Annotated in this window: 9 protein-coding genes; 8 read left to right on the top strand and 1 reads right to left on the bottom strand. The window is 42.9% G+C overall.

Features of this window, described 5'->3' with window-relative positions:
- The 3 genes from S4054249_RS14205 to rluB are packed head-to-tail and all read left to right on the top strand — an operon-like array spanning position 1 to position 2,301.
- Positions 1-801 (top strand): segregation and condensation protein A, encoded by an 801-nt coding sequence (locus tag S4054249_RS14205; RefSeq protein WP_046358635.1) that lies wholly within the window; start codon positions 1-3, stop codon positions 799-801.
- A gap of 55 nt (positions 802-856) precedes the next feature.
- The gene (gene scpB / locus S4054249_RS14200) at positions 857-1,444 is read left to right on the top strand and encodes an SMC-Scp complex subunit ScpB (protein WP_046358636.1); all 588 of its coding nucleotides are present in this window, start codon (positions 857-859) and stop codon (positions 1,442-1,444) included.
- Complete coding sequence (gene rluB / locus S4054249_RS14195) at positions 1,441-2,301, top strand: 23S rRNA pseudouridine(2605) synthase RluB (protein WP_046358637.1); 861 nt, start codon at positions 1,441-1,443, stop codon at positions 2,299-2,301. The genes scpB and rluB overlap by 4 nt, the downstream gene beginning before the upstream one ends.
- Positions 2,302-2,365: 64 nt before the next feature.
- On the opposite strand, the gene S4054249_RS14190 is transcribed toward rluB, so the two are convergent.
- Positions 2,366-3,109 (bottom strand): YciK family oxidoreductase, encoded by a 744-nt coding sequence (locus S4054249_RS14190; RefSeq protein WP_046358638.1) that lies wholly within the window; start codon positions 3,107-3,109, stop codon positions 2,366-2,368.
- A 252-nt stretch (positions 3,110-3,361) separates the two neighbouring features.
- Here S4054249_RS14190 and S4054249_RS14185 point away from each other — a divergent pair, with 252 nt between their 5' ends.
- The 5 genes from S4054249_RS14185 (at position 3,362) to S4054249_RS14165 (ending at position 13,242) form a co-directional block, all read left to right on the top strand.
- Entirely contained in the window at positions 3,362-5,824 is a 2,463-nt protein-coding gene (locus tag S4054249_RS14185) for a VolA/Pla-1 family phospholipase (RefSeq protein WP_046358639.1), read from the top strand.
- 169 nt (positions 5,825-5,993) lie between these two features.
- A complete protein-coding gene (sohB, locus tag S4054249_RS14180) occupies positions 5,994-6,998 on the top strand; it encodes a protease SohB (RefSeq protein ID WP_046358640.1) in 1,005 nt (334 codons plus the stop codon).
- A 377-nt stretch (positions 6,999-7,375) separates the two neighbouring features.
- Positions 7,376-10,648 carry a WD40/YVTN/BNR-like repeat-containing protein gene (locus S4054249_RS14175; RefSeq protein WP_046358641.1) on the top strand — a complete coding sequence of 1,091 codons (3,273 nt, stop codon included), beginning with the start codon at positions 7,376-7,378 and terminating at the stop codon, positions 10,646-10,648.
- Positions 10,649-10,849: 201 nt separating this feature from the next.
- Positions 10,850-12,715, top strand: coding sequence for a TonB-dependent receptor plug domain-containing protein (locus tag S4054249_RS14170; protein WP_235611252.1), 1,866 nt, complete (start codon positions 10,850-10,852; stop codon positions 12,713-12,715).
- An 8-nt stretch (positions 12,716-12,723) separates the two neighbouring features.
- Positions 12,724-13,242 carry a PepSY-associated TM helix domain-containing protein gene (locus S4054249_RS14165; protein ID WP_046358643.1) on the top strand — a complete coding sequence of 173 codons (519 nt, stop codon included), beginning with the start codon at positions 12,724-12,726 and terminating at the stop codon, positions 13,240-13,242.
- Positions 13,243-13,307: the final 65 nt, after the last annotated feature.

The following is a 13,307-nucleotide window of genomic DNA, read 5'->3' as shown; positions in this document are numbered from 1 at the left end:
ATGACAGAAGTTGCAAGCCACACATCCCCGCTGGCTTTTTTGAACGGGGAAGCCGTTTTAGAAAAGCCAGAAGATCTTTATATTCCACCAGATGCTTTACAGGTGATCCTCGAAAGCTTTGAAGGGCCACTGGATTTACTGTTATATCTGATAAAACGTCACAAGTTAGACATCTTAGAGCTCCCAATACTGAGCATTACTCAGCAATACGTGCAATATGTTGAGATGATGCAAGAACTGCAATTGGAGCTTGCTGGTGAGTATTTGGTGATGGCTGCTTTATTGGCACAGATTAAGTCTCGTTTGTTGCTTCCTACGCATGAAGAACTTGAAGAAGAAGAAGACCCTCGTGCGGAGTTAGTAAGGCGCTTACAAGAGTATGAGCAGTTTAAAGTAGCTGCGGAAAACTTGGATAAAATCCCCCGTGTTGAGCGTGATATTTTTATTGCTCATGCATTAATTGAAGACAATGAGCAAAATGAAGATTCATTACCTGATGTAGATTTAAAAGAGCTACTATTGGCGATGAGCGAAGTTATGGCCAGAGCTAAGCAATTTGAGCATCACCACATTAGTGCAGAAGTCTTATCTACTCGTGAACGCATGTCGATGATATTACAATATTTAAGTGAGCATTCAGAGCCTGTAGAGTTTGCTTGTTTATTTAGTGTACAAGAGGGCAGGAGCGGTGTGGTTGTGACATTCATCGCGATGTTAGAGCTGCTTAAAGAGCAGTTAATTTCGATTGTTCAAATCACACTGGATAGTGCAATTTATTTGTCATTAAAGCTACAAGAGTAGCCTCGGCTCTGTCATAATACCGCGCCTTCTACTAGCCTTATGAAGAAATAGTGACATGAAACGCCGAGTCAGTGATGAACAACTTGTCGAATTGGTTGAAGCTGCCATTTTTGTGGCGGATAAGCCTCTTTCGAAAAAGCACATGAAAGAGACGGTGCTGCAAGATATTCATGTTTCTGATCAGCGAATAGGGCAAGCGATAGAAACGATTTTCGAACACTATCAAACACGCGGTGTACGACTTGTTGAAGTAGGCACAGGGTATCGCTTTCAAGCATGCCCAAGCTTGAGTCCATGGCTAAATATGCTCTGGCAAGAAAAAGCACCTAAGTATTCTCGGGCAACGTTGGAAACGCTGGCATTAATTGCCTATCGTCAACCAATTACTCGTGGTGAAATTGAACAAGTCCGTGGTGTGACAGTCAGCTCTAACATTATGAAAAGCTTATTAGAGCGGCAATGGATAAAGGTTGTTGGTCATAAAGAGGTGCCGGGTAAACCCGCACTGTATGCGACAACCAAGTTATTTTTAGATTACTTCTCGCTTACAGGGCTGGATGGGTTGCCAAAACTCCCAGAACTGCAAACCGAGAAGTTAGATCAGATGTTAAATGATCCTTCTGTGAGAGAACCATCAGAATGAGTGAAAAGCTACAAAAAGTATTAGCGCGCGCCGGTGTTGGCTCGCGTCGTGAAATGGAAAAATATATTGACTCAAATCGTGTCAGTGTTGATGGTAAAGTTGCTAAATTGGGCGACAGAGTCGAAGAAAATGCGGTGATCCGCGTTGATGGCCATGTGGTTAAAATTGAGCAAAAAGAAGAACGTATTTGCCGAGTTTTAATGTATCACAAGCCAGAAGGTGAGCTGTGTACACGTAAAGATCCTGAAGGGCGTCGTACGGTATTTGATAGGCTTCCGCGATTGGAAGGTGATCGTTGGATTGCCATTGGTCGATTGGATATCAATACTTCAGGTTTATTATTGTTTACTAATGATGGTGAGCTGGCAAACCGTTTAATGCACCCTAAATATGAAGTAGAGCGTGAATACTCTGTGCGTGTATTTGGTGAAGTGACGAATCAAACACTGAAAACACTTTCTCAAGGTGTTGAATTAGAAGATGGACATGCTAAGTTCTTATCTATTAAACCGCGTGGTGGTGAAGGTATCAACAAGTGGTTTAATGTAACGCTAACAGAGGGTCGTAACCGTGAAGTACGTCGTTTATGGCAGTCACAAGAGGTCGAAGTATCACGCTTGATCCGTGTTCGTTACGGTAAGTTAGAACTGAATAAACGTTTACCACAAGGCGGTTGGGAAGAGTTGGCGCTAGAAGACGTGAACTACTTAAGAAAATCAGTAAGCCTGAGACCTGAAACACAAACTAAGTTATCTGTGATGCCTGAAAAGCGCAAAGATAAGCGTGCTAAGGTGAATCGTATTAGAAAAGCGGTACATAAGCATAATCAGCGTTTGAAACAGACTAAGCGTCGATAATTGCGAGTGTAGTAATAAAAAAGGGCCAATCAGCCCTTTTTTGTTTTGAGTAAATATTACACGCTTATTTTGGCTGAGCATCAATTGATTGGCCGTTCACTTCTAATGAGTCATCTGACATCAAATATAGATATGTTGGCATTAAATCCTCAGCGGTTTTTAACTTATCTTTGTCTTCACCTGGGAAGGCGGCTTCTCGCATGCTAGTACGGGTGGCACCGGGATTGATGCAATTGACTCGGATATTGGTTTTACCCACTTCACAGGCCCAGGTTTGCATCATTCCTTCAGTGGCAAATTTAGAGATTGCATAAGCTCCCCAAAATTCACGGCCTTGTCGCCCTACACCAGACGAGGTGAAAATGATTGAAGCACTTGGTGCTTTGCGCATGACTGGGAATAGAAAGCGTGTGATCATCGCCTGTGCGGTGACATTCACTTTTATGACGTTTTCAAAAGTAGAAACGCAAAAATGTTCTAGCGGGCCCATAGTGCCCAAAACGGCTGCATTATTAAGCAGCCCATCTAATTTACCAAACTGCTGTTCAATGGTCGACGCGAGATCTCGGTAGTGTTGTTTAGTCGCGCCTTTAAGGTCCAATGGCACGATAGCAGGTTGTGGGTAACCTGCATTAATGATTTCATCATAAACCGCTTCTAGTTTGCTGGTAGTTTTCCCTAACAAAATCACAGTGGCGCCATGCTTGGCATAATGTATGGCGGCAATTCGACCGATACCATCACCCGCACCTGTGACCAAAATCACCTTATTTTCTAGTGCATTACTAGCTGCATTATAAGTTTGCATATTGGACCTCGAACAAATACATTTGCTATATTTTATCATAGTCACGACGCAAGTTATCGAATTTATTGCAAATATGAGTGGCGAAAGGCTACACTTTGCGTTAAGTTAAACTGGTCTAATGTCTTATTAAAAGCAAAATTACATAGTTTTAACGAATTATTCTCGGCGGCTTATTTATGCTTACATCTTAGAGGCAAGGGTAGGCGCTGGCCGAGGGAACAATAATAATAAAATTATGTCGGAGCCAATACAATGAAGAAACTGTTACTACCACTCGCTGTTTCAGCTGCATTAGCAGGCTGTGGTGGCGGTGAAACGCTAGAAGATGTAAAGCAAGACACCAAACCTGTAATGCCTGTTGCATCGGTTAAATTTGATCCCTCAAATGGTGTTATTTCCGTACCCAATGACATTCTATTTAGTGGTACACAAGATGGCACGCTCAATATTCCAGGTGAGCTAGATGGCGATTCCAAGCCTCTGCTATCACGCGCTGGCTACGCGGACCCTTCTCTAGCACTTGGTGGTTTGGACGGTTGGTCTACACAAATGCCATATCAAATTGGTTTGAATACGCCGACGGGTGTCACTATTGATGCGGCGACAGTTGCAGCGCCGGGCGCAGTGCGCATATTTGAAGTTGTTATGGGTGATGATGCGCAAACTGAGGCATGCCAAAACCTGAGCCCTGCATTAGCCTGCCGCGTAGTGAGTGAGTTAACATTTGGTCCAACTGGCGACTTTGTTTCTCAATTAAGTGAAGATGGCCAAAACATTAACGTCATCCCTGTTAAACCGTTTAAGTCTAACACGACTTACATTACGGTATTGACCACCAATATTAAAGATACAGTAGATGGCGGAAGAAGCTTAACGCCTTCATCAACATATACACTGCTTCGTCAAGAAGCGCCTTTAGTGACTGACGCGCAGAAGTCCCTGCAAGCGGTTATTCGCAGCTATGAGCAAGCGCTTGTTTCTAGCGAATCCATCGGTGCGGAAGAAATTGTTTATACGGCGGCAATGACAACACAAGCGACAGGCCCTGTTGTTGGCACTATCAAGCAGCTGTTAGCATCCACATTTGGAACGGCTAAACAGCCAATTGTAGCAGTGCCTGAACAAGATTTTATGTCAGTCGCTGATAAGTTTACTGAGCTTGGTTTAGCTGCTGCACTTTCGCCTGAGTTGCTGCAAGCCGCTGGTGGGATCCGCTATCTGAAAGGTAATATCCAACTACCTCAATATTTATCTCAACCAAAAAATGGTGAGGATGTAGCGCTGGCCGATACTTATTGGCAAGCTTTATGCGACAACGGCGTTGCTGTTGCAGCTGCAAAAGGTGCAGCTGAAGCTGCTGGTGGCCAGTTACCTGAGCCGGAAGCTGGCACAGTCGATGCGCAGTGTCATGCGCTTTCTGGTGGCCAGTTGCGAGATCTAGGTCTTGATGCACAAAAATTTGTGTCTAAGTACAATGTAATTCCTAAAGAGCAATGGGTTGCGAATGCGCCAGTGCAAATCACATTCCCATTATCAGAAGCACCGGAGACAGGCTTTCCTGTTGTGATTATGCAACATGGCATCACCAGTAAGAAAGAGGACATGCTTAGCTTGACGTTAGCGTTGTCTCAGGCTGGCTTTGCGACTGTGGCGATAGATCACCCAATGCATGGTGAGCGTGGTATTGACGTAGATGGTGACGGTGTTGATGAGTTTAATGCGACGACTAAGAGCGTCTTACATTATATGAACTTGCAATCTCTGCTTGTTGCGCGTGATAACCTTCGCCAATCAACAGCGGACTTACTGGCATTGCGATTTGGGTTAAATGCAATTAATGCATTTTCTCAAGTTCCACTTAATTTCAATACGAATGACGTGAGCTTTGTCGGCCAGTCTTTGGGCTCAGTTGTTGCGCCAAGTTTCATAGCACATGCAAACTTGCCGTTTGACAATGAGGCGCTTAAAGCAGCGGAGCCGTTGTTTAAAGTGGGCCCAGCCGCACTGTCTAGCGGTGGTGCAGGTATTGCAAACTTCCTCGTTGAGTCAGCTTCATTTGGACCTGTTGTAAAAACTGCTGTTGTTCAGGGGGCTTCTGATTTAGCGGTTTCTAAAAAGTTTGTAAGTTACCTTCAAGAAGGGGCAATTGCTGATTGTGGTTCGTTTGCTGGCAGCGCAAGTGCGTTTGCTGCATGTGCATACAATACGTTTGTTGCAAATTTAGAAGCTGAGGGAGATCTTGCTTCAATTGCAGCCATTAACGCGACCGTTGATCAGTTCGCTTATGCATCGCAAACCGTGTTAGATAGCGCTGATCCGCTGAACTATGCGCCACTAGTGCGTGCAGTCAATACACCTATGTACATGAGTGTTGTTGTGGGTGGTGAAGGTGAAAATAAGGGTGACCAAGTTATCCCTGCGACAACATTGCCTCGTAACCCATTGGGCGGCAGTACTCCACTTGCGGCATTGATGGGGCTAGAGACTGCAACTGAGTCTAAGCAGTCAACAGATGGTACTGCAGGACGTTATGTTGTGAACTTCTCACAAGGCCATCATAGCTCATTATTAACGCCAGCATTTGACGAGCGAACAGGTGGCACAGCCCTTGGTCATGCTCAGGCAACAGCAGAAATGCAAAAGCAAGTTGCTACTTATCTAGCATCCAAAGGCTTGATGTTACCAATCACAGACGAGAGTGTGATTGCTAAGTAGCATTTTTGGTCTGTAAAAGCCGCTAATTAGCGGCTTTTTTTATGCGTATCATTTGACCTAAATGAGACTAGTTATCATGGTTTTATTGCAATGTAGCGTTATTTAGGACAAGATGAAGTCAATTATTTTTGATTAAATAGACTGATAGACAAGGGTTTGGGAGATAGCGTTGGCTTTTTTGTTTGAATATGGGTTATTTTTGGCCAAAGCAGTAACAATTGTGATTGCTGTGGGTGCCATTATTGTATTAGCGGTTGGCGCAAGCCAAAAACCAAAAAGTAAATCAGGTGAGATAGAAGTTAAAGACCTATCTTCTCAACTGGCGGAAGCAAAAGAAGATTTTCTTCATCAGACATTAGATAAAAAAGCTCTAAAGGCGTATCTGAAAGAAAGTAAAAAGAAATCAGATGAAAAGCCAGAGAAAAAAGCATTTGTTATTGACTTCTCTGGCAGCATTGACGCGAATGAAGTGGCGAGCTTACGTGAGGAAATTACAGCAATTCTAACGATCGCTGATAAAGAAAAAGATCAGGTATTGGTTAATGTTGAAAGTGGCGGTGGTGTTGTCCATGGCTATGGTTTAGCTGCGTCTCAACTGATCAGATTAAAGCAAGCAGGCCTACCGCTTACAATTAGCGTAGATAAAGTGGCGGCAAGTGGCGGTTATATGATGGCGTGTGTGGCTGATAAGATTGTAGCAGCTCCTTTTGCTATTGTAGGCTCTATCGGTGTACTGGCTCAAATTCCTAACTTTAATAAAATTCTGAAGAAAAATGATGTTGAGTTTGAACAAATCACCGCGGGTGAATACAAGCGTACGCTAACCATGTTTGGTGAAAATACTGAGCAGGGACGTGATAAATTTAAAAGTGAAGTTGAGCACACACATACTTTATTCAAGCAGTTTGTTGCTGACCATAGACCACATATGGACATTGATAAAGTAGCGACAGGTGAGCACTGGTTCGCAACGCATGCAAAAGAGTTTGATCTAGTTGATGAGATCAAAACCAGTGATGATCTGATATTGGATTTAAATGAATCTCACCAATTGTATAAAGTGAAGTATAAAACTAAGAAAGCACTGGCTGAACGTTTTGGTTTAGGGCTCAGTGTTGTTGCGGAAAAGTTAGGTGTTAAATTACTTTCTCGTATTCAATCTAACAAGCTGTAGTTTTGTAAAGCTTGTCTTTGACCTGTTGAACACGTCAAGTGTTTAACAGGTTGGAGCGATATAATATTCTTCTCAATTAAGCCCCGTTTCAACTCTTATCTTACTATCAATATTTATTTATAGTATCGACTGCTTCTTATATCCTGATAAAAAAGGATAATTTTGCTTATTATGCACATGCGTAACGTATAGCTGCTGCCAATATACGATATGAATTAGTTTGCTTCGGTAGTGATGAAAAGCTTAGATTTAACACAAAATGTTACAATATAACTTTAGACTCTATTTTCTGTAATCTCAGCGAATATTTACATACGTATATCATTTTTTAAGTTAGTGTTGATTTGACAAAAACAAAAACCAACATCGGTGGGAAAATGAATGCACTATTAAAAGCAGCAGTTGCTGTATCTTTAGCATGTGCCAGTTCAACGACGCTGGCCGCTAAATCGGATGAAGAAAAAGCCATCTTTAGCAGTAAAACCTTTGAGTCAATGAAACTTCGAAATATTGGCCCTGCATATATGTCAGGACGTATCGCTGATATTGAGGTAGACCCAAATAATCCATCTACTTGGTATACTGCGGTAGGATCAGGTGGTATTTGGAAAACTGAAAATGCGGGCACGACATGGACGCCTATTTTCGATAAACAAGCTGTTTATTCGACTGGTGATGTGACGATCGACCCGAGCAACTCAAATATCATTTGGGTAGGCACTGGCGAAAACAACGGCGGTCGCCATATCAGCTTTGGTGACGGTGTTTATAAGTCAATGGATGGCGGTAAAACATGGAAAAATATGGGCTTGAAAAAGTCTGAGCGTATTTCTGACATCATCATTCACCCAACAGATTCAAACACTGTTTGGGTTTCAGCACAAGGTCCACTTTGGACAAGTGGTGGCGAGCGAGGTTTATATAAAACCACTGATGGTGGTGAAACTTGGAAATTGGTATTAAAACCAGAAGATGAATGGACAGGCGTAACATCGCTGCTGATTGACCCAAGAAACCCAAATAAATTATATGCAGCAACTTGGTCTCGACAGAGAAAAATAGAGGCTTATGTCGGGACAGGTCCTGCCTCTGGTATTCATACCTCTGATGATGGCGGTGAGACTTGGACAGAGCTTAAAACAGGGCTTCCAACAGGTAATATGGGTAAAATTGGTTTAGCCATTTCCCCGATCAACCCTGATGTTGTTTATGCTGCTGTTGAAATTGATAATCGTAAAGGGGGGCTTTATCGTTCCGCCAACCGTGGTCAGAGCTGGACCAAAATGTCTGATGAAGTAGGTGGGGGTACTGGTCCGCACTATTACCAAGAAATCTTTGCTGACAAGCATCAATTTGATCGTATTTATATCGCCAGTAACTATAGTAAAGTTTCTGACGATGGCGGCAAAACTTGGACGCCTATCAATACAAAGCGCAAGCACGTTGATGACCATGCGATGGCATTCCACCCGACAGATCCTGATTTTGTACTGATTGGCTCTGATGGCGGCATTTATATGTCACATGACCGCATGGAAAACTGGCGCTTCATGGCTAATTTACCATTAACTCAATTCTATAAAGTTGCCCCCGATGACTCTAAGCCATTTTATAAGGTTTACGGCGGCACACAGGATAACTCAACACAAGGTGGTCCATCTCGAACATTGCGTTCAGAGGGGATCAAAAACAAAGATTGGTTCTTAACTTTGGGTGGAGACGGGCATCAGCCAGCAGTCGAGCCAGGTAATCCAGATATTATGTATTCTCAATGGCAGCAAGGTAATTTGGCTCGTCATGATTTTAAAACGCGTGAGAATGTGTATATTAAGCCTCAGCCTTTGCCGGGCGACCCAGCTGAGCGTTTCAATTGGGATGCACCGGTAAATGTTTCTACTCATGATCCAAAACGTGTGTACTTTGCGTCTCAGCGCGTGTGGCGCTCTGATGACCGTGGTGATAGTTGGACGCCTATTTCAGGTGATTTGACTAAAAATGGTAACCGTATGCACACTCCAATGATGGGCCGTACTTGGTCTGTTGAAGCAGGTTGGGATCTGTATGCAATGTCTGAGTTCCATACGATTGCGAACTTCTCCGAGAGTCCGGTCGATGAGAATATTTTATGGGCAGGCACAGACGACGGTTTAATTCAAGTAACCAGCGATGGTGGTAAAAACTGGAAGAAGATTGATCTTAAGCGTGTTAAAGGTGTACCTGCTACCGCCTATGTCAATGACATTCGTGCTGACTTATTTGATCCGAATACAGTGTATGTTGCACTAGATAATCACAAATATGGTGATTTTAAGCCATATCTGATCAAATCAACGAACTTAGGTAAAACTTGGAAGTCGCTTGCAAAAGACCTACCAGAGAAGCATTTAGTCTGGCGTATTGTGCAAGACCATGTAAACAAAGAACTGATGTTTATTGGTACTGAGTTTGGTATTTTCTTCACCGTAGATGGTGGTAAAAAATGGATAGAGCTCAATGGTGGTATTCCAACGATTTCTACACGTGACGTTAAAATACAGCGTCGTGAGAATGACTTAGTAGCAGGTACTTTTGGTCGTGGTATTTATATTCTTGACGATTATACGCCATTACGTACATTGACCGAAAAAGCCATGGAGCAGGAAGCTATCTTGATGGGGCCAGGCCGTCCAGTGAAGTGGTACCAAGAGGATTCAAATCACAGTCGTACAGACGGTGACGATCGCTTTGTTGCAGAGAACCCTGAGCACGGTGCAACATTAACATACTTCCTAAAAGACAGCTTATTAACAGCCAAAGAGCAGCGTCAACAAGCGGAAAAGGAACTAGTTAAAAAAGAGAAATATCCTAAATATCCGACTTGGGAGGCGATTGAGAAAGAAAATCAAGAGCCGAAGCCAGCTGTATATCTTGAAATTCGAGATGCACAAGGTTACTTTGTGGACCGTGTTGCTGGTAAAACAACGAAGGGAATACACCGTGTAACTTGGGATATGGAGTATGCGGCTAATCAGGCTATCACAGGCGAAAAAGCTTCAATGTGGGACCCGTTTGCGATGAGTCGAATGGTTATGCCTGGCACATATACAGCGACGCTTTACAAACGCATAAAAGGTGATGTATCTCAATTAGCGACACCTGTAGAGTTTGAATTGCAAGCAATTACTGAGGGCGCGGTATCAGGTCCTACTGCTCAGGCTATTGCGGAATTTAGCGAGCAACTTCAAAGCGTTCAAAGACGTTACACGTCAACGACTGCTGCTTTGAGTGAAGTAACCAAAACATTGCAATCATTGCGCACCGCGATAGATCGAACGCCAGGTAACATCAGTATGCTTGAGTCGTTATACGCTAAAGCTCAGGCTGAGGTTAATGCCATTAACATGGAACTGACAGGACTGAAGTCGCGTAATCGTAAAGGTGCAAAACCAGCTAATATCTCTAGCCGTCTTGGATATGCGATATCTGCGCTCTGGTCTTCTTACGGCCCTACCAAGCAGCATCGTCAGCAATTTGGCTATGCGCAGCAAGGTCTGGAGGATGTAATTAAACGTGTTTCAACTTTGCAAGGAAAAACTATTCCGAACCTACAGCAGTCTGTTATCGATGCGGGTGGGCCTTGGACTAGTGGTGCCGCTGTTGTAACAAAATAGGTTTATTCGAAATGATGGCGTCGTGCGGTTAGCGGCGCCTTTTTGAACACCAATGCTAAGCTTTACGTCTGTCACAGGTTAGACGTGAAATTCCAGGACGAACACCCTTAGCTTTTTTTAAATGAATTAAGAAGATGTCCTGATGAGATAACGATAATACACCTTATAGCAAGTTAATTGAGCAGTTTATTAACGATGAAAATGATACTTTCTTTTTTGTGTGCGAGCGCTCCATTTTTGGTGAATGCGCATGACGAAAAGCTTGAAGTGATTGAGGTACTAGCGCCAAAAGAGTCACTGGCAATTGCATCTGCGAATCATACCTCAGCCTATTTGGATGAGCGTTTTACTTTTTCTTTGAATAGAACCATTGCTGATCAGCTGACTAACTTATCTGGTGTTAGCTTGAATGGGCAAGGCGGCCAATTTCAAAGCTATGCTATTCGTGGCTTTAGCCGCGGTAGAATTCGGACTGAAATTGATGGCATTCCGATTATTACAGACAGAAGAGCAGGTAATTCCGCATCATTCATTGCCCCGTCATTACTTAACTTAGGCCACGTAATTAAAGGCCCCAGCTCGGCATTATATGGCTCACAAGCAATGGGAGGCGTGGTCAGCTTAAGCTCTGAGATGTCAAACCAGACGCAAGTTGCAGGCTCAGTGCAAAGCAATAACCAAGGCGTTAACTTTACCTTTAAACATCAAAAAAATGATTTTACTTCTGCCTTGGCTTACCAGCACGCAAATAATGACTTAGCACCTAATGATGATGTGTTAAATACGCAGTTTGAGCGTGCCTCAGGGCTGGTGAGGTACAAAACTCAACATCAAGGCTTTACCGCGACGTATTCTTGGTTACCCAGTTATGGGAAGAGTATAGGCAAGAGCAATATAAAATATCCTATTGAACAGATAAGCGATTACCCTGAAGAAATACATTCTCTTACACAGGTTCAGTTAACCGGCGAAGAAAATTGGGTAGCTAAGCTTTATCATCATTATCAAAACTGGGATAGTAGAACTACGAGGTTGGAGCGTTACGATGGTTTGAGTCAATATCAGGGCCATACGCTGGGCGGTCAATGGTTGCAGCAAGTCACTGTGCAAGGCTTAGAAAGTCATTGGGGAATAGATTGGCTATCACGTAAAGGCGTGAAAATTACCAGTGACTATTTAGTGGCGGATGAGTTTGAGCTGAGCCCACTGAGTAATGAAATGAATGCTGAAGAAGACAATTTTGCCGTCTATGGTAAAACTCATTGGCAATGGGGGCGCGTTGATTTTGACTTAGGGCTGAGATATGACTGGATTAGGCAGCAAAGTGAGCAATCTGAAGATGCGACGGACGGTCGTTTAAATGCTTCTTTTGCAGCCATGTTACCACTTTCAGAGACTGTTGGTCTTGGGCTAGATATTGGTACTGGATTTCGCTACCCAACACTCTCTGAGCGTTTGTTCTATGGTCAAACGCCAAGAGGCCTTATTGTGGGTAATCAAGCATTGGACCCTGAAACCAGTGTAGGTAGTCAGGTATCTTTGAACTGGCATGTTTCTGACGAAGTGAGCGTGTATGGTGCTATTTATCATTATGACTTAGATAATTATATTGATCGTTATGAAACTGAGTTGGGCTATCTGACCTATCAAAACTTAAACACCGCTCAGATCAGCGGTTTTGAAGCTGAGCTTAGATGGTATGCGGGCGGGCGCTTTGAACATATTTTTAGTTATCAGCAACAGTCAGGCGAAGACACTCATCAACAAAGGTTAGATGATCTTCACCCTAGAGAATTGAGTTGGACCATGTTAGTGCATTTTGACAACTGGTCTTTTTCCAATGCTTACCGGCATACTTTTAATACCGATGATGTAGGTGGATCTGAACTTGAGCGAGATGCTTTTATTGTGTGGGATATGTCAGTTGAGCATCAGTTAACTGAAAAGCAATCTGTATCAGTCGCTATTAATAACCTGACGGATGAGACGTACTATGGAAGTTTAGACGAGGATGCTGCCTTGCAGCCTGAGCGCAGCGTTAAATTATCAACGAGTATACAATTTTAAAGGAAGCGATGAGTTTTAATAAAAATAATAGAAGTATTCATAAGTGGGCGAGTATTGTGATTTCTATACCTCTGCTTGTGATTATTGTAACAGGTATTTTATTGCTGGTTAGAAAAGAGTTTAGCTTTATTCAGCCGCCTTCTGCAAAAGGGGTCGGTACTGTGCCTGAAGTAACGTTTACGCAAATTTTAGATATTGCAAAGTCAGTTGAGTCAGCTCAAATTAACAGCTGGGATGATGTGAATCGTTTAGATGTACGTCCTGCAAAAGGGATCACGAAAATTCGTAGTAATAATAAAATTGAGATTCAGATTGACAATCAGACAGGCGAAATTTTACACATTGCAAAGCGTAACTCTGAGTTGATAGAAAGCTTGCATGATGGAACCTTTTTTGAGAAAAATGCCAATTTATGGCTGATGTTACCTGTTTCTTTTGTGACGTTAGTTATTTCTATCACAGGTATGATTTTGTTCTTTTTTCCTTACTTTAAGAAGCGTCGAAAACGGCAGTGCGCAGCCTCTTAATTTTTACATTCAAATTGCTATTCGAATGTAAAAGTTGCGCTTGCAGCCAGTAAATCACATGATGA

This window comes from Pseudoalteromonas luteoviolacea (genome assembly GCF_001750165.1).
GTDB classification, from domain to species: domain Bacteria; phylum Pseudomonadota; class Gammaproteobacteria; order Enterobacterales; family Alteromonadaceae; genus Pseudoalteromonas; species Pseudoalteromonas luteoviolacea_G.
Note: the sequence above shows the minus strand (reverse complement) of the source record. Positions and strands in the feature narration are given on the sequence as shown.